Annotated in this window: 24 protein-coding genes; 21 read left to right on the plus strand and 3 right to left on the minus strand. The window is 49.6% G+C overall.

Annotation, left to right across the window (positions count from 1 at the left end):
- Nucleotides 1–13 precede the first annotated feature (13 nt).
- Complete coding sequence (locus ACYVAM_RS22460; protein WP_461071231.1) at nt 14–1,297, plus strand: Gfo/Idh/MocA family protein; 1,284 nt, start codon at nt 14–16, stop codon at nt 1,295–1,297.
- 16 nt (nt 1,298–1,313) lie between these two features.
- Here the strand turns inward: ACYVAM_RS22460 and ACYVAM_RS22465 are convergent, their stop codons facing one another.
- Nucleotides 1,314–1,445, minus strand: a complete 132-nt coding sequence (locus ACYVAM_RS22465; protein WP_461071233.1) for a LuxR C-terminal-related transcriptional regulator — start codon at nt 1,443–1,445, stop codon at nt 1,314–1,316.
- Between the two features lie 136 nt (nt 1,446–1,581).
- Between ACYVAM_RS22465 and ACYVAM_RS22470 the strand changes: the two genes are divergently transcribed.
- Nucleotides 1,582–2,052, plus strand: coding sequence for a glucoamylase family protein (locus tag ACYVAM_RS22470; protein ID WP_461071234.1), 471 nt, complete (start codon nt 1,582–1,584; stop codon nt 2,050–2,052).
- 34 nt (nt 2,053–2,086) lie between these two features.
- Here ACYVAM_RS22470 and ACYVAM_RS22475 read toward each other — a convergent pair whose 3' ends face one another.
- Nucleotides 2,087–3,583: an FG-GAP-like repeat-containing protein gene (locus ACYVAM_RS22475; RefSeq protein ID WP_461071236.1), complete on the minus strand. Its 1,497-nt coding sequence runs from the start codon at nt 3,581–3,583 to the stop codon at nt 2,087–2,089.
- A 177-nt stretch (nt 3,584–3,760) separates the two neighbouring features.
- The gene (locus ACYVAM_RS22480; protein ID WP_461071238.1) at nt 3,761–5,878 is read right to left on the minus strand and encodes a S9 family peptidase; all 2,118 of its coding nucleotides are present in this window, start codon (nt 5,876–5,878) and stop codon (nt 3,761–3,763) included.
- Nucleotides 5,879–6,022: 144 nt separating this feature from the next.
- Between ACYVAM_RS22480 and ACYVAM_RS22485 the strand changes: the two genes are divergently transcribed.
- The 19 genes from ACYVAM_RS22485 (at nt 6,023) to murC (ending at nt 25,698) form a co-directional block, all read left to right on the plus strand.
- A complete protein-coding gene (locus ACYVAM_RS22485; protein WP_461071240.1) occupies nt 6,023–6,724 on the plus strand; it encodes a DUF3431 domain-containing protein in 702 nt (233 codons plus the stop codon).
- Between the two features lie 191 nt (nt 6,725–6,915).
- Entirely contained in the window at nt 6,916–8,409 is a 1,494-nt protein-coding gene (locus tag ACYVAM_RS22490; protein ID WP_461071242.1) for a M20/M25/M40 family metallo-hydrolase, read from the plus strand.
- A 93-nt stretch (nt 8,410–8,502) separates the two neighbouring features.
- Nucleotides 8,503–8,901: an FtsL-like putative cell division protein gene (locus tag ACYVAM_RS22495; RefSeq protein ID WP_460940378.1), complete on the plus strand. Its 399-nt coding sequence runs from the start codon at nt 8,503–8,505 to the stop codon at nt 8,899–8,901.
- A complete protein-coding gene (locus tag ACYVAM_RS22500; RefSeq protein ID WP_461071244.1) occupies nt 8,891–11,023 on the plus strand; it encodes a penicillin-binding protein in 2,133 nt (710 codons plus the stop codon). Before ACYVAM_RS22495 ends, ACYVAM_RS22500 begins: the two co-directional genes overlap by 11 nt.
- Before the next feature lie 86 nt (nt 11,024–11,109).
- Entirely contained in the window at nt 11,110–12,588 is a 1,479-nt protein-coding gene (locus ACYVAM_RS22505) for a UDP-N-acetylmuramoyl-L-alanyl-D-glutamate--2,6-diaminopimelate ligase (protein WP_461071246.1), read from the plus strand.
- A 105-nt stretch (nt 12,589–12,693) separates the two neighbouring features.
- Nucleotides 12,694–13,902, plus strand: coding sequence for a phospho-N-acetylmuramoyl-pentapeptide-transferase (mraY, locus tag ACYVAM_RS22510; RefSeq protein WP_461071248.1), 1,209 nt, complete (start codon nt 12,694–12,696; stop codon nt 13,900–13,902).
- A gap of 126 nt (nt 13,903–14,028) precedes the next feature.
- Nucleotides 14,029–14,472 carry a 50S ribosomal protein L13 gene (gene rplM, locus ACYVAM_RS22515; RefSeq protein ID WP_461071250.1) on the plus strand — a complete coding sequence of 148 codons (444 nt, stop codon included), beginning with the start codon at nt 14,029–14,031 and terminating at the stop codon, nt 14,470–14,472.
- A 6-nt stretch (nt 14,473–14,478) separates the two neighbouring features.
- Complete coding sequence (rpsI, locus tag ACYVAM_RS22520) at nt 14,479–14,865, plus strand: 30S ribosomal protein S9 (RefSeq protein ID WP_012929223.1); 387 nt, start codon at nt 14,479–14,481, stop codon at nt 14,863–14,865.
- Between the two features lie 171 nt (nt 14,866–15,036).
- Entirely contained in the window at nt 15,037–15,867 is an 831-nt protein-coding gene (gene rpsB / locus ACYVAM_RS22525) for a 30S ribosomal protein S2 (RefSeq protein ID WP_461071252.1), read from the plus strand.
- 193 nt (nt 15,868–16,060) lie between these two features.
- Nucleotides 16,061–16,894, plus strand: coding sequence for a translation elongation factor Ts (tsf, locus tag ACYVAM_RS22530; protein ID WP_461071254.1), 834 nt, complete (start codon nt 16,061–16,063; stop codon nt 16,892–16,894).
- 472 nt (nt 16,895–17,366) lie between these two features.
- Entirely contained in the window at nt 17,367–17,972 is a 606-nt protein-coding gene (locus ACYVAM_RS22535) for an RNA polymerase sigma factor (protein ID WP_461071256.1), read from the plus strand.
- 10 nt (nt 17,973–17,982) lie between these two features.
- Entirely contained in the window at nt 17,983–18,186 is a 204-nt protein-coding gene (locus tag ACYVAM_RS22540) for a hypothetical protein (RefSeq protein ID WP_461071258.1), read from the plus strand.
- Nucleotides 18,183–19,025, plus strand: coding sequence for a mechanosensitive ion channel family protein (locus ACYVAM_RS22545; RefSeq protein WP_461071260.1), 843 nt, complete (start codon nt 18,183–18,185; stop codon nt 19,023–19,025). Before ACYVAM_RS22540 ends, ACYVAM_RS22545 begins: the two co-directional genes overlap by 4 nt.
- Before the next feature lie 29 nt (nt 19,026–19,054).
- The gene (locus tag ACYVAM_RS22550) at nt 19,055–20,044 is read left to right on the plus strand and encodes a DUF3078 domain-containing protein (RefSeq protein ID WP_461071262.1); all 990 of its coding nucleotides are present in this window, start codon (nt 19,055–19,057) and stop codon (nt 20,042–20,044) included.
- A 35-nt stretch (nt 20,045–20,079) separates the two neighbouring features.
- Nucleotides 20,080–20,412, plus strand: a complete 333-nt coding sequence (gene mscL / locus ACYVAM_RS22555; RefSeq protein WP_461071264.1) for a large-conductance mechanosensitive channel protein MscL — start codon at nt 20,080–20,082, stop codon at nt 20,410–20,412.
- Nucleotides 20,413–20,503: 91 nt separating this feature from the next.
- The gene (murD, locus tag ACYVAM_RS22560; RefSeq protein WP_461071266.1) at nt 20,504–21,859 is read left to right on the plus strand and encodes a UDP-N-acetylmuramoyl-L-alanine--D-glutamate ligase; all 1,356 of its coding nucleotides are present in this window, start codon (nt 20,504–20,506) and stop codon (nt 21,857–21,859) included.
- A 61-nt stretch (nt 21,860–21,920) separates the two neighbouring features.
- Nucleotides 21,921–23,042, plus strand: a complete 1,122-nt coding sequence (locus ACYVAM_RS22565) for an FtsW/RodA/SpoVE family cell cycle protein (RefSeq protein WP_046576897.1) — start codon at nt 21,921–21,923, stop codon at nt 23,040–23,042.
- Between the two features lie 109 nt (nt 23,043–23,151).
- On the plus strand, nt 23,152–24,243 hold the full coding sequence (gene murG, locus ACYVAM_RS22570) for an undecaprenyldiphospho-muramoylpentapeptide beta-N-acetylglucosaminyltransferase (protein WP_461071268.1): 1,092 nt from the start codon (nt 23,152–23,154) through the stop codon (nt 24,241–24,243).
- A gap of 69 nt (nt 24,244–24,312) precedes the next feature.
- The gene (gene murC, locus ACYVAM_RS22575; protein WP_461071270.1) at nt 24,313–25,698 is read left to right on the plus strand and encodes a UDP-N-acetylmuramate--L-alanine ligase; all 1,386 of its coding nucleotides are present in this window, start codon (nt 24,313–24,315) and stop codon (nt 25,696–25,698) included.
- Nucleotides 25,699–25,722: the final 24 nt, after the last annotated feature.

The raw sequence follows: 25,722 nt of genomic DNA on the forward strand, positions 1-25,722 counted from the left end.
TGCTCCTACTGCCATGACACGCCAACCCAACCGCCGTGATTTTCTGAAACAGGGAAGTGCAGCCGCCCTGAGCCTGGCGCTGTTTCCGGGGATGAAACGAAAAGTAGCTCCCAGCGACAAGCTGCGGGTGGCGCATATTGGGTTGAACGGCATGGGCACCAATCACCTCAACTGGTTTGCCCGACTTCCCGAAGTCGACGTCGTTGGGTTATGCGATCTGGACGAGACGCATCTGAATAAAGCGCTCAATACCTTACAAACGATACAGCCGAACACGACCGCTAAAACATACGCTGACTTCCGGCACCTGCTCGACCGCAACGACATTGATGCCATCACCTGCGCGACCCCCGACCATTGGCACGCTCAGATTGCAATTATGGCTTTTCAAGCCGGTAAAGATGTGTATGGCGAAAAACCGCTCTCTTACAGCGTTCGGGAAGGGCAGAAAATGCTGAAGGCTGTCAATCGGTACGACCGGATTTTTCAGTTGGGCACTCAGATTCACGCAGGCGATAATTATCACCGTGTGGTCGAACTGATTCAGGGCGGGGCCATTGGCAAGGTGCATACCGTTCGGCTCTGGAAAACGGGCTTCCCGCCCGTGCTGGGGCCAGCTGTTTACCAGACTCCACCGGCTACCCTCAACTGGGACATGTGGCAAGGACCCGCCCCGGTTTCACTGTATACGCCCGAACGTTGCCATTTTACCTATCGCTATTTCCTGGATTACTCGGGTGGGGTGTTTCAGGATTTCTGGTGCCACATTGCCGACGTAGTCTGGTGGGCCATCAACCCAACCGGGCTGAAGAGCATCAGTGCCAAAGGGGCGGCTCCCGAAGGCATTGGCGATGCGCCCAAATGGATAGACATCGATTATGAATTCGATAACCTTTCGCTGCACTGGACGAGTACACCGCCCAACGTTCCGGGTGCCGAAAAGCGGGGCATCGGCGCTTATTTCGAAGGGGACAAGGGCACACTTCTGTGCGACTACAGTACGCGGGAAATTACCATTAATGGCGTCGTGATGAACGATATTGCCGAGATTCCTGTCACGCTGGAACGGTCGCCGGGGCATCAGCAGAATTTTGTCGACGCAGTGAAGTCCCGCAAACAGCCGGAATCCAATCTGGCCTACGCCCGCCAGATGACCATGCCCATGCACCTCGGGTTAATTTCGTACCGACTCGGCCAGCCCCTGGAATGGAACGCTCACAAAGAGAAATTCCGGCATAATGCCGATGCAAACGCGATGCTATCGCGGGACTACCGGAAAGGATGGAATTTGATGTGATAGTCTGCTTTCAGTACTAAATCATAAATTCACTCAGGTTCGTATCCGCATCCAGATCGAGTTTTTTCCGGAGCCGGTACCGCTTCAATTCAACGCTGCGGTGGGTTATGTTGAGCAGTTGGGCAATTTCTTTGGTAGACAGGTTCATGCGCAGGTAAGCGGCCAGTTTCAGGTCACCCTGGCCCAGGTCAGGGTATTTTTCCAGCAGGTGTTTCAGGAACTGTTCGTGTACCTTATTAAAGTTGGACTCAAATAGCTTCCAGTCCTGCTCACTCGAAATAGTATTGCAAGACTATAGTTCAACGATCTGGGGACTGACTGCCTGCGATGGGCCAAAGGATACAACGGTGGCCGACCGAAATTTCTTTTCCTACCGGGCACGGGGAGCCGCCATTCAGCAAGTTGTCGACGATGGGACTATTGCACCCACGGCTGCGGGCGGCTCGCTGGCGTTCGCACCTGAAATTTGCCTGCCTGCCTTGAAAGCTATGAAGACCAACTATGGCCGCAAACTATATGGTAAGTATGGCTTCCGTGATGCCTTTAATCCAACATATCGGTTCGCATCAGCTTATGCCAACGGCTCCACAACAAACGGATGGTTCGATATTGACTACCTTGGCATCGACCAGGGCCCGATTCTGCTAATGGCCGAAAACGCCCGAACAAATTTTGTCTGGAATTTGATGAAGCGCAATCCACATATTCAGAAAGGATTGAAACGCGCCGGCTTTACGGGTGGGTGGCTGAACTAAATTAATCTATATAGACACTTAGGATTCGTTTGCTTCATCGCGTCTTATTTCTCAATACGATCAATGGCAAATGCATATCCCAAGTTGGTTTTAGTCCCTCCTGAATAATAAACGTTTTCGAGAAGTTGCCCAGAATGACATCGGCATCCCCATCGTTGTCCCAGTCGTTCACGTCCATACAAATCCAGCGCCCAAGTCCGCTGACGGGTGGAGCATGCGGATGAAACTGCAATGGTTTTTGCTGCTCAAATAAAAGAAAGCTCTCGGCAGGATTGTGTTCAAAATCAGCAAAAAAGGCAATCGTCGCGATATCCAGATCGCCATCCTGATCAAAATCGGTGGCGACGGCTTTTGTACAGCCATTGATGGGATAAAAGTAGGCTTGTTTATAGCGCGTTCCCCCTTCGTTCAGGTAGATGTACACGCCATGATACGGTTTCAGCACTTTCGAATAATCGCTGTTATCGCCACAGGTATACAGAATATCCAACCGGCCATCTTTATTGAAATCGACTAATTGGAAGCTCGTAGAACCATAAACGGATGGAAACCGAAGCAGATTCCGTTCCGTAAAACCGCCCTTTTTATCGTTCAGGAACAGCCAGATGCCCTCATCGGCATGCGCAAATAAAACCATCAGGTCGGTCCAGCCATCGGCGTTGAAATCGCCCGTGACGGCCTGACTGGCTCCGGCCACCTCCCGAATAGGTACTTTGGTATACTGATGATTCGTGCCCTGTTTCAGCCAGTACAACCCGCCCATGTTGTGCCCGAATCCACAAACCACCCAATCCGTTAGTCCATCCTTATTGAAGTCGGCGACTATCGATTGAAGTGGCCGGGGTAAGTCGGTAGCTACTGCCGATGAATCGGCACCTTGTTTACCGGCTACGGCCAACGATATGAGTTCACCCTTCGAAATATCGGCAGCCCGCATCGTTCCCAAGCAACTGAACATACCCAACTCACGGCCTGCTTTGTCCCGAAAAAACGTAGCACTGACCCCGGCCGAATTCAGCTTGTTAAATAGGGCTGGTTGCAACGCCCGATTCCACCGATACAGGTTATTCAGAAACGCGTCGCTTGAATACAACTGATGACCAATTGTATCCATCGCCACCAGAGTTGTCATGGCCGTTTGAGTCGTGTCGAGCCGGGGTTTTTCGAGCGAAAACATGGCCCAGTCGTTCGTAACTGACTCCGGGGCTTTGACAGCTTCGAGCGTTTCAGGCGCCAGTGTCTGGTAGTAAAGAAGTAATTTTTGCCAATTATCGAACGAAATGGCGGCCTTTGATCCTGCATAATACACCCCTTCGGGATACACTTCAAGCCCCAGATTTGGCGCCATTGCGGGTAATACGTGCTTCACCCAGGTTTCTTTATCCAGCAAATCGGGCGAAGGAACCACGTGACACGTAGCACAATGCTGCTGCGCCAGTTGCTTTCCTTCAGCAATCAGCGGGTCATTTAGGGCAGCATCCTTTCCCGATTGACAATTAGTGATGAGAATGCCTGTGACAGCAAAGACCAAAAACCAAGTATAATAGTGAGAAAAGTAAAACTTTCCAAAGAGCATTTGCTGGCTATTTTTAAGACAAGAACGGCTTTTTCTGTCATTCTGAGGCAGGAAGAATCTCAACGTTTAAGATTCCTCCTGCCTCAGAATGACAGAAAAAGCCACCTTTTTTATAAAAAGCGAGATTTTTTTCTACTGACGCTCTCCCACCAGATTGAGGATGAACGCATATTCTAGGGCGATTTCTTTCAAGGCCTCGAACCGGCCCGAGGCACCGCCATGACCCGCTTCCATGTTGGTATGCAGCAACAGCTGGTTCTTGTCTGTTTTCATAACGCGAAGCTTGGCTACCCATTTGGCGGGCTCCCAATACTGCACCTGCGAGTCGTGCAGTCCCGTTGTCACGAGCAGGTTGGGATACGCTTTCTTCTCCACATTGTCATAAGGCGAGTACGACAGCATGTAGTCATAATATTCTTTGTTTTTCGGGTTTCCCCACTCTTCAAACTCACCCGTTGTGAGCGGAATACTTTCGTCGAGCATCGTTGTCACTACGTCGACGAAGGGAACTGCCGCCACCACGCCCCGGTACAGTTGCGGAGCCTGATTGATCACGGCACCCATGAGCAGTCCACCCGCGCTGCCACCCATGGCGAAGAGTTTACTAGTACTGGTGTATTTGTTCTTGATCAGGTAGTCCGATACGTCAACGAAGTCATTGAACGTATTTTTCTTTTTGAGCATTTTGCCATCTTCGTACCACCGGCGTCCCATTTCCTGACCGCCCCGAATGTGCGCAATGGCAAAAATGAATCCCCGATCCAGCAGGCTCAGACGCGTTGAACTGAACCCAGGATCAGTCGAGTACCCGTAGGAGCCATAGGAATACTGGAGCAACGGAGCCGAGCCGTCTTTCTTTGTGCCTTTGCGATAGACCAGCGACACGGGCACGTTCACGCCATCGCGGGCCGTCACAAAAAATCGCTCCGACACGTAGTTGTTCTTGTCGAAACCACCCAACACTTCCTGCTGTTTCCTGAGCGTTTTCACCTTCGTATCCATGTTGTAATCGAAGGTGGAGTTGGGCGTTGTCAGCGACGAATAGCTGTAGCGCAGCACATCGGTATTGAAATCAGGGTTATAGCTGATCCCCGCCACATAGGCTGGCTCGCCAAAATCGAGGTATTCATCGGAATTGGTGAGTTGGTTGATCACCCGAATATTAGTCAGGCCTGCTTTGCGTTCGCCCAACACCAGGTGTTTGGCAAACACATCCAGGTTAGCCAGATACACGTCTGGCCGGTGGGCAATCACTTCCTTCCAGGCCGTCCGATCCGTCGTTTTCCCTTCGGGCACTTCCATCAGCCGGAAGTTTTCGGCCTTCCAGTTGGTGCGAACGTAAAACTTGTCTTTGTAATGGACAATGTCGTACTCGTGCCCTTTTTCACGAGGCAGGAATGTGGTGAATTTCCCGGTGGGTTTGCTGGCTTCCAGCAGTTGGTATTCGGTGGCTACACCATTATGGTCGGAGCTGATTTCGATGTATTTTTTTGATTTCGAGCGTCCCAGACCCATGTAGAACTGGTTGTCCTTTTCTTCATAAACCAGCACATCATTTTTCGAGTCGGTTCCCAGTACGTGCCGGTAGACCTGATAACCGAGCAGCGTCTGTGGGTCTTTTTTGACGTAAAACAGCGTCTTGTTATCGGTGGCCCAGGCAAAACTTCCCGCTTCGGTGTTTGGAATGGCTTCGGGATAGAGCTTTCCCGTTTTCAGATTTTTCACCCGCAGTGTATAGAGCCTTCGACTTACGGTATCTTCGGCAAAGATGGCCAGCTCATCGTTGTCCGACACCTCGAAACCGCCGATCTGATAATAGTTATGGCCCTTTGCCATCGCATTTCCATCGAACATGATTTCTTCCGCGCCTTGCATCGAGCCTTTTCTGCGGCAATAAATCGGGTACTCGCCCCCCGTAATGAATCGGGTGTAGTAGTAATAGGCGCCTTCTTTGTAAGGCACCGATTCGTCCTGCTGTTTGATACGCCCTTTCATTTCCTCGAACAGCTTGGTCTGCAAATCCTTCACCGGTGCCAGTACCTGATCGAGGTAGGCATTCTCGGCCTTCAGGTAGTTGATCACCTCCGGATTTTCGCGTTCGTTGAGGTAATAATAATTGTCGATTCGTTTATGACCATTGGTGATCAATTCTTTAGGTTTCACAGCCGCTTTGGGCGGTGTAAGGGGTTGTGCCTGAGCCATGCTGTATAGCGAGAGAGAAGTAATGAAAAGTAGACAAGTCCGTTTCATAGGGGACGTCGTTTCAGATTGTTTCGGAAGTTCGTCCGTAAAAATAATGTTTGTTTGGGCGCAACGGTTAGCTGGGCCCATAAAGAGACCATTAATTTCTTCGCCATCTTTGCCTGACCGATCGGTTCTGACGGTTATGATTCCATGCTCGAACTCGTTGTTGCTCACTATACGGAAAACCTCAATTGGCTACGTAACCTGCCAATGGGCTTGCGCAGGACGGTGTATACTAAAGGTCCTGAGCCCATAACCGAGTATCCAACTCTCCCACTGCCCAACATCGGACGGGAAGCCCATACGTATTTGCACCACCTCGTCAGCCGCTACGATTCGCTGACCGAATGGACGATCTTCTGCCAGGGCAAGCCGTTCGATCATGCCTATGATTTCAAGAAGACAGTACGGGAGTTTGACTCGGAATTGTTGACTTGCACCGGGATTAATCCCGGTGCAAGTCAACAATTCCGGTGGTTCGGGCATCTGATCGACACCGACGATAACCAGGGACATCGGCTCTTTGTCCCCTGGAGTAAAAACGAAGATGGGCGATGCCTTGATTTGCCTGGGTTTCATCGTGCGTTAGTTGGCACCGATGGGCCAGATTTATATACCTTCGTGCTGGGTGCTCAGTTTGCGGTTCACAGAACCGTTGTTCAACGCAGACCGCGCGCCTTTTATGAACAGGCCCTGAACATCTCGGTTTCCTTTCCGGATGCAGCCCACTGTTTCGAGCGGAGCTGGGATCGTGTGTTCGGTGTCGTTGGTATTGACCCAAACTGGCTGGCGGGACGCCAAACCGTTTACCTGAAACCGATGAAACACCAGCAGATCGGGCAAGCCCAGTGACGAGTTTACCCGTACACGATGGCTCAAACATGGACCTTTAAATAAAAACTAAATTGAAAATAGGCCCTTATCCTTGAATTATATATTTTTCTTAAAATAGAGCGAACGCTTTACCCCTACTTTGCGTCTACTCTTTCGGCGTCTAAATCGGTTATCTTTTTTTAATTAGGCACTCTTCCATCTGTCTTCCCATGGCCCGCACATTTTACGTGCCTCGTTTTCGACTTGTGTTGCTCTATATTGGCACAGCCAGTACATTAACGGCTTTTTACCCCGGTACGCTTTCCTTTCGTAAGGCATTTACCCGCATAAACACGGAGGTAATCGAACACAGCCGCGCTTACGAAACCCTGGCCGATGCCTCTCAACGGGTGGGTCATCGACTAACGGGAAGTCCTAACGGGGCACGCGCCGAAGCGTATGCGTTCAACTTGCTGTCATCATATGGGTTTAAGGAGATTCGCTACGAGCCTTTTGAAGTAGAATCATGGATGCGCGACACGGTCACGCTGGCTATTGTCCCCAACAAGAGTGACAATTTTCGGGATGTCCCGGTGGTGGCCCTGGCCCATTCGCCCGTAGAAGCCCATGTGCAGGGAGAAATCGTTGACGTCGGCAACGGGCTGGAAGGCGATTTTGCGGCCCTCAAAAACAAGCTAAAGGGAAAAGTCGCGTTGGTGAACATCGGTCTGGCAGCCCCAACGCAGGGCGCCCGAAACCTGCATCGATCCGAAAAGACCGCCCTGGCTATTCAATATGGCGCTACGGGCGTCATCATGGTCAATCTGGTAGCGGGCAATGTGCTGCTGACCGGAACAGCTTCGATAACGGGCAAGCTGATCCCCATTCCGTCGGTTTGTATTTCTCTTGAAAGTGGTCAGGCGCTGCGGGCATGGATGCAGGAAGAACCTGAAAAATTACACGCGCAGATTCACATGACCAACACGAGCCGGAAGATACGGGCTCGCAATGTGGTGGCAACCCTGAGAGGCTCGACCTACCCCGACGAAAAAATTATCGTTGGTGGCCATCTGGACTCCTGGGATCTGGCCACGGGCGCTATCGACAATGGCATTGGCTCCTTTGCCATTATGGACATTGCCCGCACCTTCAAAGCCTTGAAATTAAAGCCCAAACGCACCGTAGAGTTCGTTCTGTTTATGGGCGAAGAACAGGGCCTGCTCGGCTCACGTGCGATGGTCGAAAAACTTAAAAAGTCGGGTGAACTGGACAAGGTACGTTATATGATGAACCTCGACATGACCAATGACCCGACTGGTCTGAACGCATTTGGCCGCTCCGATATGGTTTCGTTTTTGAACACCATCGGCGAAACGATGAAAGACGTTGAACCAGCCTTTCCCAATCAAATGGAAAACCAGGCCGGTCTGCACTCCGACCATCAGCCGTTTATGCTGGAAGGGGTTCCGGTGGTGGGGATGAATGGCCATTTGTCAAGAGAGGTCCTCGATTGCTACCACGCCAACTGCGACCGTATGACCCTCGTCAATGCCAGCCAGTTAAAAAACACGGTTCGGTATTCGTCCATGCTGCTCTACGCCCTGGCCGACGCCGATGACATTCCGGCCCACCGGCAAACGGATGCGCAAACCCGCGATTATCTGGTGACACAAGGGCTCCGTACGCCCCTGCAAATTGCCAACGAATGGCGGTGGAAAGAGTGAGTTAACTCGGATTTTGCAAAATTTAGCTACGACCGGGCGGTGTCCATCGCGATGATTTTGTTTCTTTGTACATACATCGTACCCTAACCCATCATGGCTAAAAATACCTTCCGGCAACCCGAGCGTATAGCCAAGCAGAAAAAACAACGGCGCAAGCTTAAACTGGCTTCCTGGCTCAATGAATTCATCGGGTTAGACCGTCTGTTTGGGGAAGATAATGCCTGGCCAATTCAGCACATCGACCGCATTCTGTGGGTCACGTTCCTGCTTATTCTCTACATTGGCCTGAATCACAACGCCGAACGGCTGGTTCGGCGAACCCAACGCGCCAAAGCCCAGGTCGATGAATTGAGATCGCAGTTTACGGTCCTGCAGGCCGACTTCAACAAGAGCGGCAAACAATCTGAAATCAGTAAACGTGTGGCAACACTCGGCCTGGCCGATAGCCAGACTCCACCCCATAAAATTGTGGTTAAGACCGATGAACATTAAGCAGGATATCATTCAACGGGCGAATCACGTCTTTTACATTGTCATTTTCCTGGCCGTTGGCGTCGTCATCCGGCTAGTCTCGGTTCAGTATTTCAAGAAAGACCTGAAAGGGAAATTCTGGCGGGAACGTGTGGCCGCCACCCTGATTCAGCGGGATACGGTGCGGGCTATGCGGGGAAATATCTACGCAAACGATGGCAGCTTACTGGCTACTTCGTTGCCAACTTATGTAGTTGGTCTGGACCCTACCATGGCCAAACCCGAGTACTTTAACAAAAAAGTAGATTCACTGGGCCTGCTGTTATCCCGAATTTACCGGGATCGCTCGGCGCGTGACTATACGGACCTTGTTCGGGATGCGCGCGTCCACAAACGCCGGTACGTGTTGCTAAACCGTCGGCGGGTCACGTTTATGGAGCGGCAGCAAATGCTTAAATGGCCGTTCTTTCGGTCTTCTAATAAAGTTGCGGCCCGGGGGGGTGTCCTCCGCCCGTATTACGAACGCTACCACCCCTACGACCAGATGGCCGAGCGCACGATTGGTAACCTCAATGCCAAAACGGGGCGGGGTCTGATTGGCCTGGAAGCTAGTTTTCAGCCAGCCTTAGCCGGTCGTAATGCCGTTGGCCTGGTGGAAGTATTATCGGGAGGAATCCGGAAACCCGTTGACGATGGCCCCGAAATGAGACCCGAACCGGGCATGGACCTGTACACGACGATTGACGTCAATTACCAGGATATGGCCGAATCGGCGCTGCGGACAACGCTGGAAAAATACAGTGCCTCTAAAGGCTGCGTGATCGTTATGGAAGTAGCCACGGGCGAAATCCGGGCGATGGCCAACCTGACGAAAGTAAAAGGCAGCGATGGTACTGTTCGTTTCGTTGAGAATTTCAACCATGCGCTGGCTGGCCGAACTGACCCCGGCTCTACCTTCAAGCTGGCCACTATGATGGCCCTGATGGAAGAGAAAGCCATTTCACTCAATCAGATCGTCGAAACGGGCCAGCACGCGGTTAAATACAATGGACTGAAAATTGTGGATTCCAATGGCGGTGGCTCAGGCACCCTCACGGCCCGTCAGGTATTCGAAAAATCATCGAACATTGGCACTCATTTGCTGATGCGCAGTTATTTCTATAAGCGGCCCGACCTCTATTGCCGTTACCTGCGGAAGTTTCACCTGACCCAGCCCACGGGTATTCACATGAAAGGCGAAGCCATGCCCGTTGTGCGCAATCCCGATATGAAAGGCTGGAGCAAAGTATCGCTGACGTCGATGTGCTACGGTTATGAAATGCAGATTACACCGTTGCAGATGCTGGCTTTCTATAATGCTGTCGCCAATGGCGGACGGTGGGTTCGTCCGGTTATCGTTAAGCAGATCAAACTGGCCGACGAGCTGATCGAGGATAACAAGCCCTACATCGCTCCCGACCCGATCTGCTCGAAAGAAACGGCGCGCAAGGCCCAGGATTTACTGCGGGGCGTTGTCGAACATGGTACGGCCAAACACATTAACAACCCGTTTTATGCCATTGCCGGCAAAACAGGCACTGCCCAGAAAGTGATTGACGGACAGTATCAGGTGGGGCGTTATTATACGTCGTTCATTGGCTATTTTCCGGCCAATAACCCCAAATACAGCATGATCGCGGTGGTTGACAATCCACAGCAGGGCGAAAATAAGGGTAGTTTATACGCGGGAGCCGTGTCGGCACCGGTCTTCAAGGCTGTAGCGGATCGGATCGTTGCTTACGACTATCAAATGCACGCACCTATCCGGGCTAATGTATCGCAACCCCGCTCATCGACAGATCTGGTAGCGGGCTATGCCGATGATATCCATACGATCAGTTCGGCTCTGAACCTGCCGAACGAGCCATCGACTGAAGGCTGGGTTGAAGCAACATCAAACGGGCATTGGAAAGGCCGGCCTACGCGCGCCGACCGCGTTCCCGATGTGCGGGGCCTGCCCCTGCGCGATGCGTTGTTTTTACTCGAAAACCGGGGCTTCCGGGTGCTGGTTGAAGGCCGGGGCAAAGTAAAAGAGCAGTCGATAACGCCGGGACAGGAAACCGATAAGACGACAGGAAAAGTAATAACCTTAACGCTGGGGTAAACCTGAGCAGATAAAATTAGGTAGTCCTGCCCCTAACCCTTTTTTTTGCATCCGACAAACGAACCTGTTGTTCGTTCGACCCGCGAATGCAACTCAAAGATCTCTTTTATAAAATTCCGCTACTGGCAACATCCGGTAGCATGAACACCGACGTAACGAGCCTAACCATGGACTCGCGCAAGGTCGGGCCGGGCAGTTTATTCATTGCCGTACGCGGCACCCTCACCGACGGCCATGCCTACATAGAAACCGCCATCAGCCAGGGGGCCAGCGCTATTCTGTGCGAAGAATTTCCGGCAGACATTGACCCGACTGTCGGGTATGTACGGGTGCAGGACTCGGCCAGGACAATGGGCTTTGCCGCAGCCAACTTTTACGATCAGCCCTCGAAGAAAGTAAAACTGGTCGGCGTGACCGGCACAAATGGCAAAACTTCCGTAGCCACGCTGCTATTCCGGCTGTTCCGTTCGCTGGGCTACCGCTGCGGCCTCCTTTCGACGGTTCAAAACCAGATTGACGACGAGGTGATACCCGCCACCCACACAACGCCCGATGTCATTACCACCAATCAACTCCTCACCCGAATGCTGGCACACGGCTGTACGCACGTGTTCATGGAAGTCAGTTCGCATGCGGTCGTGCAGGAGCGTATTGCCGGCTTGACGTTTGCAGGGGGTATTTTTACCAATATCACGCACGATCACCTCGATTTCCACGGTACATTCGACAAATACATCCGGGCAAAAAAAGGATTCTTCGACCAGCTTCCGGCAACGGCCTTCGCCCTGACCAATGTGGACGATAAGCGCGGACTGGTCATGCTCCAGAATACGGCAGCCCGGAAAGAAACCTACTCGCTGCAAACCCTGGCTTCGTTTAAGGGAAAGGTCATTGCCGACAGCCTGTTTGGGCTGAACATGCTCATCGACGACCGCGAGGTCTGGTTCAAGCTCATTGGCCGTTTCAATGCGTATAACCTTCTGAGCGTATACGGAACCGCCCTGTTGCTGGGCGAAGACCCGACCGAAGTCCTGACGTCCTTATCAGGCATTACGCCCCCGTCGGGCCGTTTTGAGCAGGTGGTTTCCGATGATCAGATTGTGGGTATTGTGGATTACGCCCACACGCCCGATGCCCTGCTGAATGTTCTGGAAACCATCAATGAATTACGCACTTCCGACGAACAGGATTACCTGCCGCAGGTTATCACCGTGGTCGGCTGTGGAGGCAACCGCGATGCCGCCAAACGCCCGATTATGGCCGACATCGCCTGCCGGTTAAGTAACCGCGTTATTCTGACCTCCGACAACCCCCGCAACGAAGAGCCAATGGCCATTCTGGAGCAGATGCAGGCTGGTGTGTCGCCCGTCGACGTCAAGAAGACCATGACGATAGAAGACCGGCACGAAGCCATCCGTCAGGCCGTTTCCTTGGCCCGTCCGCATGATATTATTTTGATAGCTGGAAAGGGACATGAGACCTATCAAGAGATAAAAGGCGTTAAATATGACTTCGATGATCGGGTTGTCCTGCGGGAGGCTTTTACAGAACGTCGAAATCAGTAACTTTGGTCCATGTACAATTTTGAATGAGTGAATGATTGAGTGATTGAATAACCGCCCTACTGTATTCAATCACTCACTCATTCACTCATTCACTCATTCGCCATTATGCTCTATTACCTCTTTCAGTTTCTTGACGAACGCTACAACTTCCCCGGCGCGGGGGTTTTTCAATATATTTCATTCCGGGCGCTTGGTGCTGTTATTACATCATTGCTCATAGCAGCTATTTTCGGTCGGCGCATCATCGATACGCTGCGTAACCTGCAAATTGGCGAATCCATCCGTGATTTAGGCCTCGAGGGCCAATTACAGAAACGCGGTACGCCCACCATGGGCGGCTTCATCATTCTGGCGTCTCTACTGATTCCCGCCCTGTTGTTTGCCAAACTGACAAATGTCTATGTGATCCTGGCGCTGGTATCGACCGTCTGGACAGGTTTAATTGGCTTCCTGGACGATTACATCAAGGTTTTCAAGAAAAACAAAGAAGGGCTGGAAGGGAAGTTCAAAGTCGTTGGGCAGGTTGGTCTGGGGCTTATTGTCGGCTTAACGTTATACTTCAACGACTCCGTTAAAATTCGGGTCTACGCGCCCCGGCTGCTGAATACCTCCAACGTACCAGACGTGTACACCGATATCAAGTCTACCCTGACAACGGTGCCGTTCATTAAAAACAACGAATTTGATTACCACTCGCTGCTCTTCGGACTTGTTCCGGATAGTTACACGTGGATCATTTACGTCATTATCTGCATATTTATCATTACGGCGGTATCGAACGGCGCGAATATTACAGACGGAATCGACGGGCTGGCCGCCGGAACGTCCGTCATTATTGGCCTTACGATTGGGGTATTGGCTTACCTGTCGGGTAACAAGGTTTTCTCGCAATACCTCAACATCATGTACATCCCGAATTCGGGCGAGCTGGTAATTTTCTGTGCGGCTTTTGTGGGGGCCTGCGTTGGATTTTTGTGGTACAACTCGTACCCGGCTCAGGTATTCATGGGCGACACGGGCAGTTTGATGCTCGGGGGTGTGATTGCCGTCTTGTTTCTGGCTATTCGAAAGGAATTGATGATTCCCATTATATGCGGCATTTTCCTGGTCGAGCTGGTGTCGGTAATCATGCAGGTCAGCTATTTTAAATACACCAAACGAAAGTATGGCGAGGGCAGGCGAATCTTCCTGATGTCACCACTTCACCACCATTTTCAAAAGAAAGGCTACCACGAAGCCAAGCTCGTGACCCGCTTCTGGATCGTCGGAATTATCCTGGCGGTACTGGCCTTGGCGACGCTGAAGCTGCGGTAGGCATGATTTCTTATTATCCCCTTGTATTTCAGTGCTATATCTCCTATATTTGCACTCCCGTTTCAGGACGGGCCTGTTTTTTATACAGGTAAGGTATTATAAATCAAACAATTAGTCTCCATAATAGTGAATACGCTCAGTTACAAAACCATCTCTGCCAACAAAGAAACGGCGCAGAAGGAGTGGATTGTGGTTGACGCTCAGGGTGAAGTGCTCGGTCGGCTGGCCAGCAACATCGCACGCCTGATTCGCGGCAAACACAAAACCAACTTCACGCCACACGTTGACTGCGGAGACAACGTGATTGTCATCAATGCCGATAAGGTTCGCCTGACCGGTGCCAAGATGACCGACAAAGTCTACGTCCGCCACACAGGTTATCCTGGTGGTCAACGGTTCGCATCGCCCCGGTTGCTGCTTGAAAAACACCCCGAGCGTATCATCGAACACGCCGTAAAAGGTATGTTGCCGAAAAATCGGCTCGGTCGTCGGTTGTATACCAACCTGTACGTTTATGCCGGTGGTCAACACCCTCACGAGGCTCAGCAACCAACAGAAGTTAAATTCTAAGTCATAATGGATCGTATTAATACCATTGGCCGCCGTAAAACTGCCATCTCCCGCATCTACATGTCGGCGGGCAGCGGAGCCATCTCGGTGAACGGAAAAGATTACAAACAGTATTTTCCTACCGAAGTCCTGCAAATCATTCTGAACCAGCCCTTCGCCACCGTTAACGGTGTGGGTGGTTATGACGTAAAAGTGAACGTTCGCGGTGGTGGTGTGGCTGGACAAGCCGAAGCTACCCGTATGGCTATTGCCCGTGCACTCGTCGAAATGAACGCTGAGTTCCGCCCGGCCCTTAAAAAAGAAGGCTTCCTGACGCGGGATTCGCGTATGGTAGAACGGAAGAAATACGGTCGTCGGAAAGCCCGTCGTCGGTTCCAGTTCTCGAAACGTTAATTTGGTTTCCCGTATTCAGTTTACGGTTTTCTGTCAGATTTTCAACTTATTTGCGGATAACCGACCACTGAAAACAGTAAATCTTATACCGATTTTGTCCAGACTACCCTTAGATGATGCCGACGGGTGGTGCTGCGTATTTTTTAACAACATTCATTTTCAAAGTCTGAAATGGCACAAATTGAATATAAAGACCTCCTCGACGCTGGTGTGCACTTTGGCCACCTTACGCGTAAGTGGGACCCCCGGATGGCTCCGTACATCTTCATGGAGAAGAACGGCATCCATATTATTGACCTCAACAAAACAGTTGCTGCGCTGGACGAAGCTGCGAACGCCATTAAAGGTATCGTTCGCTCAGGCCGGAAAGTGATGTTTGTGGCTACGAAGAAGCAGGCTCAGGAAATCGTTTCGGAAGAAGCGCGTCGCCTGAAAATGCCTTACGTTACCGATCGCTGGCAGGGCGGTATGTTAACGAACTTCGCTACGATCCGCAAGTCGCTGAAGAAAATGCAAACGCTGGACAAAATGCTGAAAGACGAGGAGACCGTCAAAAGTATTGCCAAGCGTGAGCGTTTGACCCGTAGCCGTGACAAAGAAAAACTGGAGCGCGTCTTGGGCGGTATTGCCGATCTGACCCGTTTGCCAGCTGCTTTGTTCGTTGTTGACGTAAAGCGTGAACACATTGCTGTTGCCGAAGCTCATCGTCTGGGTATCCCCGTATTTGCTATGTGCGATACGAACTCGAACCCCGAAGAAGTTGACTTCGCTATTCCAGCTAATGATGATGCATACAAGTCGATTTCGCTGATTACGCTTGCCATCGGTAAGGCCATCGAAGAAGGTCTGATGGAGCGCAAACAGGATAAAGACGATCAACGCGTTCAGGAAGAAGAAGAAGCCAAACGGTCTGAAGATCTTGCCCAGGCTAAGGCCGAAGGCGAAACTCAGCCAGAAGCTGCTACTCCGGCCGCTGTCGCTGAAGACGAGCAGGACGCATAAACAGGTTTATGGTATACAGTTTACGGTGGCCCGTCGCTACGGTTGTCAACGCCGAATAAACTGAATACCGAGTACGATAAACCCGACACTGAAATAGCCCGTAGCCAGCCGCTATGGGCTATTCCGTTTCGGGACACAACGCCTTGACTACCAAACATTTTTTGGCAATTTAATTAGACAATCCCCTATTATTATGGCAATTACTGCTGCTGACGTAAATAAACTTCGGCAAGAGACCGGAGCCGGCATGATGGACTGTAAAAAAGCCCTCACCGAAGCCGATGGCGACTTTGAAAAAGCAAAAGAAATCCTGCGTAAGCAGGGGCAGAAAATAGCCGATAAACGGGCTGACAATACAACGGCCGAAGGCATTGTCCTGGCTCACGTCAGTCCTGATGGCAAAAGTGGTAAAGTCATCGCCCTGGCTTGCGAAACCGAGCCCGTATCTAAAGTAGCTGACTTCCAGAACTTAGCGATGACGGTCATGAGCACCGCCGTTGCGACGGACGCGACGGACAAAGCTACGTTGCTGGCTACACCCCAAGCTGATGGTCGTTCACTTCAGGATCATATCACTGATCTGATGGGTAAAATTGGCGAGAAAGTTGATGTCGCTTCTTTTGAAACCGTTTCTGCCGACCAAGTTGTATCGTATATCCACTCGAACGGCAAATTAGGCGTATTGGTTGGCATGACGAATACAAATGGTACGGACGTAACGGAAGTGGGCAAAGACATTGCCATGCAGATTGCTGCTATGAAGCCGGTTGCTTTAGATAAAGACGGCGTTGATGCAACAATTGTACAGCGTGAAATTGAAATCGGCAAAGAACAGGCTCGCCAGGAAGGCAAGCCAGAAGCGATGCTCGAAAAAATTGCCATGGGTAAACTTAACAAATTCTACAAGGATAACACCTTGTTGAACCAGGAGTTTGTAAAAGACAACTCATTGACAATTGCTCAATTATTAGAGAAAACCAGCAAAGGACTAACCGTAACTGCTTTCAAGCGGGTATCGATTGGTTAAATTTCTTTGTCAACATTGGTAAAAATACCCGGCTGAAGAGCCGGGTATTTTTCGTTTATAGAGGTCCTATTTTAAATCGAAAAAGATAGCGCTGAATTAGATGATTCAGATAGCAGAGCGTACTCGGTTAGAAGCGTGTTATCCAATAAGTGTGGTGGGTTCTATCTAAACAAGATACAAACTGCTATAAGTATCTTTTTATTATACACTATTAATAATTTAATTTATACTTAACTAATCATTTTTTACTATTTTTGCTTCTTGTTGACCCTATTTTACATAATATCATTGACAGCAACTAGCCAGCAAAGCCGGACTGAAAAAGGGTTATCATGCAGCCTGATAGAAGTGACTCAGCCTCTTGTAACCTTTCCCTGGATAGTTTAACATTAATGACATTTTTTACTAATGGACCTTAAGCTGCTGTTACTTTCAGCACCTTTTCCTGTCTTATCAACCATCATTGTAAAGAATGGACACTATTTCAGATGAGGAGTTAGTACGTCTGTACGTAGAAACGCAGCGGAACGCATACTTTGAGCGACTATATGAACGATACTGCGATAGAGTTTATCGAAAATGCTTGTCGTTTATAAAAGACCCGGTCCGTGCGGAAGACCTAACGCATGATATTTTTCTCAAGCTGGTTGTAAAACTGAGTAGCTTTCGTGAGCAGGCCAAATTTTCAACCTGGTTATATTCAATTACTTATAACTACTGTACAGATCAGCTACGATCACAAAACCTGCGTCGGGAAGTCTATATGGACGATGGTTGGGAACGATTAGATGTTGGCAACGAAGATGGCCTGGCCGAACTGGCTGAGATGGAGGCTAAACAGCTTCAAATAGCACTACATCAACTCCCTGCCGACGAACAGGCTATGTTACTCATGAAATATCAGGATGACATTAGCATCCGGGACATTGCTGATCTAAATGGTCTGACAGAGAGTGCAGTTAAAATGCGACTCAAACGGTCGCGTGATAAACTGCGTAAACACTACCTCGAAGGAGCTGTATTCTGGCTGTTGATAGCCATTAAAGTAGCCCTTTCTATTCGCTGGCCTTTTCGCTAAATAACTCCCGATGGAAACCCCCAATCCGTTTAAAGAACTCGAATCAGATGCTCTCTGCCCACCTCATTTAAAAGATGAATTAGTTTCTGAAATAGATTTAATCCGAAATATGATCACCCTTGTCGATGTCTACATCGGCGATCTGTTTGATCTGGCTGCTGTTCTGGTAGACCCGCTTCTTGTAATACCCACTGAAAAAAATTCCTCTTTATGAAACAGCTTCCTAATCTGGCAGAAGTAATACGTAATACATTCCAGAATCTGATCAATCAATTCATTGAATTTGTCCCCCGCATATTTGGGGCAATGCTAATCTTGTTAATCGGCGTTGGTGTTGCCCGATTAGCATCTTTTATCATTCAGCGGGTACTGGGCCGGGTGGGCTTCGATAAAATTGGCAATCGGTTAAATGAGATTAGTATCATAAAACAACTAAAAACCGAAATTAAACTTAGCGAGATCATTTCTAAAATCCTCTACTACTACATTCTGCTGATGTTTATTACAGCGTCTACGGAAACGTTAGGCGTGGCGGTGATCACGGATATGGTGTCGTCGCTGGTGAATTTCATTCCTAAGCTGGTTGTGGCGGCCATTATGTTACAAGTAGGCGTTTTACTGGCCGATGCATTGCGGGAAGCCGTCCTTGGCTTATGCAAATCATTCAATATTAGTTCGGGTCGGCTGCTTAGTATGATTGTCTTTGTCTTTTTTCTGATTGTAACGATCATCAGTGCGCTGGGGCAGGCGGGCATCAATACGGAACTACTCGAATCGAGTTTCAATCTCATTATTGGGGGAATAATTTTCTCGTTTGCGGTGGGATACGGCTTTGCTTCGCGGGATTTGCTGGCCAATATTCTGTCTTCCTTTTATACAAAAAATAAATACAGAGAAGGGCAGACCGTACAAATCGACCAGGTGAAAGGCGAAATCATTAAAATTGACGCCTTGTCATTGACACTTCGCACAGGTGATACCACCACCGTGATTCCGATACAACTATTACAGACAAAAAACGTAGAGATATTCCAACCATCTGATTTACAGTAATTTCCCTATAGAAGCTCTCTTGTTTGTTTATGAAGAACCTAGTATACCTCCTGCTGGGCTGGTTATCTATAAGCCAGGTAATAGCCCAGGATTCAACCCGAGTAACGACAAACTTCAAGGATACAATAGCCGTTAAAATCGACACTTCCTATTGGCAGCGATCATTCAGTGGCGGCCTTAATTTCAATCAGGCATCGTTCAGCAACTGGTCGGGAGGGGGTGTAAATTCGATAGCTATTGGGGGCGTAATTGCGGCCCGCGCCTTGTATGAAAAGGGAAAAACTTCCTGGGACAATACTGCCGATCTTCAGCTGGGGTATGTTACGCAACTAGGAAATACCCGTAAAGCGGCCGATCAGATTATCCTTATTTCTGTGTTGGGTCATCAAATAGCGCCCAAGTGGGATTTGTTCATTTCGGGCACGTTCAATACATTTTTCGCTGCCGGTTACCGGTATGACAAGCTGCCAACCGATCAAACCAGCCTCAAAGTCTCTAACTTTTTTGCGCCTGCCCAATTAACCTTTGCCGCCGGTCTGGCCTATAAACCCACAGACTGGTTCGCCCTCCGCCTAAGCCCTTTAGCACCTCGCTTTACGTTCTTAGCGGATCAAAGCGTGCGCGTACGCCAAGACGCCACAACGGGTAATTATGTTGCTGACCCTACCCAAAAAGCCTATGGCGTTGATCCGGGAAAAAGCAGCCGAATGGAATGGCTGGCGTTTCAACTGCAGGCTGTCCTCAATAAAAATTTAAGCGATAACGTATCCTTAAACGCTCGTTATCAACTTTTTACTAATTACGCAGAGCTGGATAACATTAACCACCGGCTCGACCTGATTTTGACGGCTAAAGTCAGTCGGTATTTGAACACGACGTTTGGCTTTATCGCTCTTTACAATAAAGATTTTAGTGCTTCTTTACAAATTCAGCAAACGCTGGCAATTGGGCTTTCCTATAATTTAAGTTCTTTCCGTAAGAAGAAAGAGAAGGCCGACCCTACTTCTGGTCGCTTTTAGCGTATATTAATTTTCTAAACTAAGTTAATAGTCTTATGCTAAACGAATTTCGCACATTCATTGCCCAGGGTAACGTATTAGATTTAGCCGTTGGTGTCATCATTGGCGCTGCTTTTGGCAAGATTACAACCTCTCTAGTTGAGGATATTATCAACCCAATACTGGGGTTAGTTCTTGGCGGTGTCGACTTTAGTCAATTAAAAATTGTACTGAAAGAGGCCGTTGGTACAACCCCTGAAGTGGCTATCCGATATGGCAATTTTCTGAACACATTTATACAGTTCCTGATCATTGCCTGGGTTATTTTTCTGATCGTTAAACTAGCTAATCGTACCCATTTATCCAGGTCACTGGCCGCTAAGGACTGACGGCTGCTAAGAAAAAATTACTCTCGAAGCCCTGACCTATAGTCAGGGCTTCTTCATTTATGCGTTATTTTGCTGACTGTACATCTTTTTTATGTCAGTTCAAAAAATAGTCATTCTGGGCGGGGGCGAAAGTGGCGTCGGGGCAGCCCTACTGGCGCAAGCCAAAGGTTTTGATGTCTTCCTCTCTGATAGAGGGGCACTTAAGGCCGAATACAGGACCACTCTTCAGACAGCCGGCATCCCCTTTGAAGAGGGTCAACACACCGAAGAACGTATTCTAGCAGCTACTGAAGTTGTCAAAAGCCCCGGTATTCCAGCCACGGTTCCACTCGTTCAAAAGCTACGGGTCCAAAAAACACCGGTTATTTCTGAAATCGAATTTGCCGCCCGATACACCAAAGCAACGCTAATCGGGATCACCGGCAGCAATGGCAAAACAACCACCACACTTCTAGCGTATCACCTGCTTAAAACAGCCGGGCTAAATGTAGGGCTGGCCGGAAACATCGGCGATAGTTTTGCCGCGCAGGTCATTACGGATCGCTTCGATTACTATGTACTGGAACTGAGCAGCTTTCAACTGGACGATATGTATCAGACTCATCTCGAAGTCATGGTGCTGCTCAATATTACACCCGATCACCTCGATCGGTACAATTACACCTTCCAGAATTACGTAGACTCTAAATTCCGAATTCTACAGAATGCCCGGCCGCAGGACAAGTTCATTTATTTTATGGAAAGCCAACCTATCCTGGATGAATTGGCGAAGCGGCAGCCCGACGTACAGCACCTGCCCATTTCCTTAAAAGCTGCTCCCTCGCTCGGCGGTTATGTAACCGACGGACAATTAATCGCGAGAAACAAAGCGTCTTCGTTTACCATTTCGCAAAGCGATACGCCCCTACGCGGACCCCATAATGCCATTAATATGCTGGCAGCTATACTGATGGCTCAATCGGTGGGTGTATCAAATGACGCTATTGATGCTGGCCTGAAAACGTTCCAGAATGCCGCACACCGCCTTGAACCCGCCGGGACGATCAATGGCGTTCAGTTCATCAATGATTCGAAAGCCACGAATGTCGATTCAGTTTTTTACGCGCTTTCCAGTATGGACGCGCCAACAATCTGGATTGCAGGCGGCCAGGATAAAGGAAATGATTACAGCCAGTTAGACGAACAGGTACATAAAAAAGTAAAAGCACTGATTTGTTTAGGCGTAGACAATCATAAATTAGTAGATTATTTCGGAAGCAGGGTTCCATTCATTTACGAAACGCAGGATATTACTGATGCGATAGCTAAAGGACTCGAATGGGGAAATCCCGGCGATGTTGTGTTGCTGTCACCCGCTTGTGCGAGCTTTGACTTATTCAAAAATTACGAAGATCGCGGTAATCAGTTTAAAGCAGCCGTTCAAACCTCAATGATGAATTATAAATGATAAATGGTTTTATCTACCGTCATTTATAATTTACAATTCATCATTTATCATTCAAAAAAGCATGTTTCTTCGCGACTGGATTCGTACACATCTTAAAGGCGACCGTCAGATCTGGTGGATCGTGCTTTATCTGTCCATCATGAGTGTGCTGGTTGTTTACAGCGCAACGGGCACCAAGGCCTTTCGTGAACTCGATGGGAATACCGAAATTTTTCTGCTCAAGCATGGGTCCCTCCTGCTTATCGGGCTGGCCTGTACGTATTTTGCCCACAAGATCAATTATGTATACTACGCGCGGCTCTCGAAATTTGGCTTATGGCTCTCCATACCTCTATTGCTTTGGGCATTTTTCAAGGGGTCAACTCTAAATGATGCCTCGCGTTGGGTAACGATTCCGATTATTAACCAAACGTTTCAGCCCTCCGATTTAGCCAAGCTGGCCCTTATTTCCAATCTGGCCGCGATGCTGGCCAAGCGACAGCGTTTCATGAGCGATCCGATCGTGCTCTTTAACCTGATTCTCTGGATTGGCGTTATTTGTTCGCTCATTATCCTGTCCAATACGTCGACAGCGCTGCTACTGGGCGCAACCTGCTTTTTGCTGATGTACATTGGCCGGGTGCCCGTCCGCTACCTGGGCTATATGATTGCGGTCTGCGTCGTGTTTGGCGGTATAGCCCTGGCGGCCGGACAACGTTTTGGGACAGCCTCGAACCGGGTCAAGAATTTCATGAGCTCCGATACGATTTTTTACCAGGTCGAACAATCCTACATTGCCCTGGCCAATGGTGGCCTAACGGGTCAGGGGCCTGGCAATAGCCACCAGCGGAATACCCTTCCAAATCCATTTTCCGATTTCATTTACGCCATCATTGTCGAAGAATACGGTCTGTTACTGGGCGGTATTCCGGTCGTGCTGGCCTATATCTGGTTCTTATGGCGAGGCATGAAAACCCTCCAAAAGGCAACCCGCCCCTTTGGAGGACTGTTATCGGCGGGTTTAACGTTTAGCATCGTCTTTCAGGCTTTCGCCAGCATTTGTGTAGCGATTGGGTTGGCCCCCGTAACGGGTCAGCCACTCCCTTTGCTAAGTATGGGCGGCACCTCACTCATTTTCACGGGTCTGGCAATCGGTATTGTTTTAAGCGTAAGTCGAGACGAAGCCGACGAAAGTAAAATTTAACGTTCATGGTTTGTGGCTTACTGTTTATGGTTTGAGGAACGTTGGTCGTGATGAATGACCTTACCGTAAACCACAAACCGTAAACCACAAACTGTAAACCACATACTGGATGAAAGTTATTATTAGTGGGGGCGGTACTGGAGGGCATATCTATCCGGCTATTGCGATTGCCAACGAACTCAAGGCCATTGACGCATCAACAGAAATTCTCTTCGTGGGTGCCGAAGGGAAAATGGAGATGGAAAAAGTGCCCCGTGCTGGCTATACCATCGTGGGCCTGCCCATTGTTGGGATCAAACGCGAACTGACACTGGCAAACCTGGCCTTTCCCTTCAAATTGGGCACTAGTCTGCTTCGGGCCCGGCAAATTGTTCGCGATTTCAGGCCCGACGTAGCCGTAGGTGTGGGTGGTTACGCCAGCGGCCCCCTTCTTCTGGCCGCGTCTATGAATGGAACGCCAACCCTAATCCAGGAACAAAATTCGTATGCGGGTCTGACAAATAAAGTGCTGGCCCGCTGGGCGAAGCGCATTTGCGTAGCCTATCCCGGTATGGATGCGTTTTTCCCGGCCGAAAAGATCAAGATCACGGGCAACCCCGTTCGCAGTGATATTCAGTTTTCGGGCGAGAAAATAGCGGATGGCCGGGCGCTTTTTGGCTTGGAAAGCAACCGGCCCACCTTGTTGATTATTGGAGGAAGCCAGGGAGCCCGTACAATAAACGAGAGCATAGAAACTGGACTGCAACGCTTCGTTGACGCGGGTATTCAGGTGATCTGGCAAACGGGTTCAGGCTTCATCGAACGGGCAAAAACAGCCATAGCCACTATTGGATCAGACTTGATCAAGGCCTATGATTTTATTTACGACATGGACAAAGCCTACGCTGTTGCCGATTCGGTGGTGTCGCGGGCGGGTGCGTTGTCCGTATCGGAGTTATGTCTCGTTGGCCGTCCGGCCATTTTAGTGCCGTTTCCCGCAGCTGCCGAAGACCATCAAACCAAAAACGCTATGAGTTTGGTCGACCATAGCGCTGCGCTGCTCGTGAATGACCGAACAGCCAGACAGGAACTGGTTACAGCGGCTCTGAATCTGTTGGCGAACAAGACCCAACAGCAGCAATTAAGTCAGCAGATAAAGACGTTTGCCCGGCCAAATGCGGCTCGGGATATTGCGAATGAAGTAGTAAACTTAACAAAATGAGGTTAAATGGAGTAGTGTATAAGCATGTGACGTATATCCGTGCTCATCTGCTCCATCCTCCCAACAAGAATGACAGTAAACCAATTTAAGTACATTTATTTTCTGGGAATCGGCGGAATCGGTATGAGTGCACTCGCCCGATGGTTTCGGGTAAATGGCTATGCTGTAGGCGGATATGACAAAACCCCCACGGCGCTTACCGAAGCGCTTGAGGCAGAAGGGATGGTTATTCACTTTGCCGATGATATTGAGCAGATTCCGGCTCAGTTTCGGGAAAACCCAGCCGAAACGCTGGTCATCTATACACCTGCCATTCCTAAAACTCATTCCGAATATATATACCTCACGGAACAGGGATTTATCCTCCAGAAACGCTCACAGGTACTGGGGCTACTGGCAGGTCAGATGACCACGATTGGCGTTGCCGGCACGCACGGAAAAACCACGACATCGTCGATGGTGGCGCATATTCTACGCGATGCCGGGGTCAACTGCGCGGCTTTCCTGGGGGGTATCACTAATAATTATGGCACAAACTTTCTGCTTAACCAACCCGCCGACGACCTCCGGTCGGTAGTGTGTGTCGTCGAAGCCGATGAGTTTGACCGCTCTTTTCTAACCCTGTTTCCAACCTACGCCATTGTCACCTCCACCGATGCCGACCATCTGGACATTTATGGAGCCCATGACGCTGTTCTCGACTCATTTGGCAAATTTGTGAGCCAGATCGAGCCCGAGGGTGTGCTGTTCATGAAGCAGGGCTTGTCCCTTGCCGATAAAACAAAGGCCTCGGTTCGCCCCTATTCATTGACGGAAGGGGACTATTATAGCCAGAACTTACGGATCGAGCAGGCTACGTTCATCTTCGACCTGGTTTACCCAGGCGGTGTTATTACCGACATTCAGTTGACCGTTCCGGGCTTCCACAATGTCGAGAATGCGGTGGCTGCGGGAGCCGTTGCGCTTGAAGTCGGCGTCTCGCCGGAGGCTATTCGGTTGGCACTCAATAGTTACCGAGGGGTTCGCCGTCGGTTCGAGTACATCCTGAAAACTGATTCTGTCGTATTTATCGATGACTACGCTCACCACCCGGCTGAGGTACAGGCCTTTCTGTCATCGGTGAAGGCACTTTATCCAGATCGGGAAGTAACGGCTATCTTTCAACCCCATTTATTTAGTCGTACCCGGGATTTTGCCGAAGGTTTTGCAGAAAGTTTGTCGTTAGCCGACCATGTTATTCTACTGGATATTTATCCGGCCCGTGAATTACCCATAGAAGGCGTCACCTCAGATTTGATTTTTAAGGACGTTCACTCGAAAACAAAGAAAAAATGCACCAAAGCTGAATTACCGGACGTTCTTCGACAAATGAAACCCACATTACTTGTAACCATTGGTGCGGGAGACATTGACCAAATGTTAATTCCTTTAAAAAACATACTTGTAGACCAATAGATAAATATATCCAAGAAACAATCC

The sequence above is a fragment of the Spirosoma horti genome (genome assembly GCF_054776595.1).

What these genes read in the sequence shown, in the direction of transcription:
- ACYVAM_RS22460 (WP_461071231.1), top strand. Translation starts at nt 14, where the DNA reads ATGACACGCCAACCCAACCGCCGTGATTTTCTGAAACAGGGAAGTGCA.
- ACYVAM_RS22465 (WP_461071233.1), bottom strand. Translation starts at nt 1,445, where the DNA reads ATGAACCTGTCTACCAAAGAAATTGCCCAACTGCTCAACATAACCCAC.
- ACYVAM_RS22480 (WP_461071238.1), bottom strand. Translation starts at nt 5,878, where the DNA reads ATGAAACGGACTTGTCTACTTTTCATTACTTCTCTCTCGCTATACAGC.
- ACYVAM_RS22485 (WP_461071240.1), top strand. Translation starts at nt 6,023, where the DNA reads ATGCTCGAACTCGTTGTTGCTCACTATACGGAAAACCTCAATTGGCTA.
- ACYVAM_RS22490 (WP_461071242.1), top strand. Translation starts at nt 6,916, where the DNA reads ATGGCCCGCACATTTTACGTGCCTCGTTTTCGACTTGTGTTGCTCTAT.
- ACYVAM_RS22495 (WP_460940378.1), top strand. Translation starts at nt 8,503, where the DNA reads ATGGCTAAAAATACCTTCCGGCAACCCGAGCGTATAGCCAAGCAGAAA.
- ACYVAM_RS22500 (WP_461071244.1), top strand. Translation starts at nt 8,891, where the DNA reads ATGAACATTAAGCAGGATATCATTCAACGGGCGAATCACGTCTTTTAC.
- ACYVAM_RS22505 (WP_461071246.1), top strand. Translation starts at nt 11,110, where the DNA reads ATGCAACTCAAAGATCTCTTTTATAAAATTCCGCTACTGGCAACATCC.
- mraY (WP_461071248.1), top strand. Translation starts at nt 12,694, where the DNA reads ATGCTCTATTACCTCTTTCAGTTTCTTGACGAACGCTACAACTTCCCC.
- rpsI (WP_012929223.1), top strand. Translation starts at nt 14,479, where the DNA reads ATGGATCGTATTAATACCATTGGCCGCCGTAAAACTGCCATCTCCCGC.
- rpsB (WP_461071252.1), top strand. Translation starts at nt 15,037, where the DNA reads ATGGCACAAATTGAATATAAAGACCTCCTCGACGCTGGTGTGCACTTT.
- tsf (WP_461071254.1), top strand. Translation starts at nt 16,061, where the DNA reads ATGGCAATTACTGCTGCTGACGTAAATAAACTTCGGCAAGAGACCGGA.
- ACYVAM_RS22535 (WP_461071256.1), top strand. Translation starts at nt 17,367, where the DNA reads ATGGACACTATTTCAGATGAGGAGTTAGTACGTCTGTACGTAGAAACG.
- ACYVAM_RS22540 (WP_461071258.1), top strand. Translation starts at nt 17,983, where the DNA reads ATGGAAACCCCCAATCCGTTTAAAGAACTCGAATCAGATGCTCTCTGC.
- ACYVAM_RS22545 (WP_461071260.1), top strand. Translation starts at nt 18,183, where the DNA reads ATGAAACAGCTTCCTAATCTGGCAGAAGTAATACGTAATACATTCCAG.
- ACYVAM_RS22550 (WP_461071262.1), top strand. Translation starts at nt 19,055, where the DNA reads ATGAAGAACCTAGTATACCTCCTGCTGGGCTGGTTATCTATAAGCCAG.
- mscL (WP_461071264.1), top strand. Translation starts at nt 20,080, where the DNA reads ATGCTAAACGAATTTCGCACATTCATTGCCCAGGGTAACGTATTAGAT.
- murD (WP_461071266.1), top strand. Translation starts at nt 20,504, where the DNA reads ATGTCAGTTCAAAAAATAGTCATTCTGGGCGGGGGCGAAAGTGGCGTC.
- ACYVAM_RS22565 (WP_046576897.1), top strand. Translation starts at nt 21,921, where the DNA reads ATGTTTCTTCGCGACTGGATTCGTACACATCTTAAAGGCGACCGTCAG.
- murG (WP_461071268.1), top strand. Translation starts at nt 23,152, where the DNA reads ATGAAAGTTATTATTAGTGGGGGCGGTACTGGAGGGCATATCTATCCG.
- murC (WP_461071270.1), top strand. Translation starts at nt 24,313, where the DNA reads ATGACAGTAAACCAATTTAAGTACATTTATTTTCTGGGAATCGGCGGA.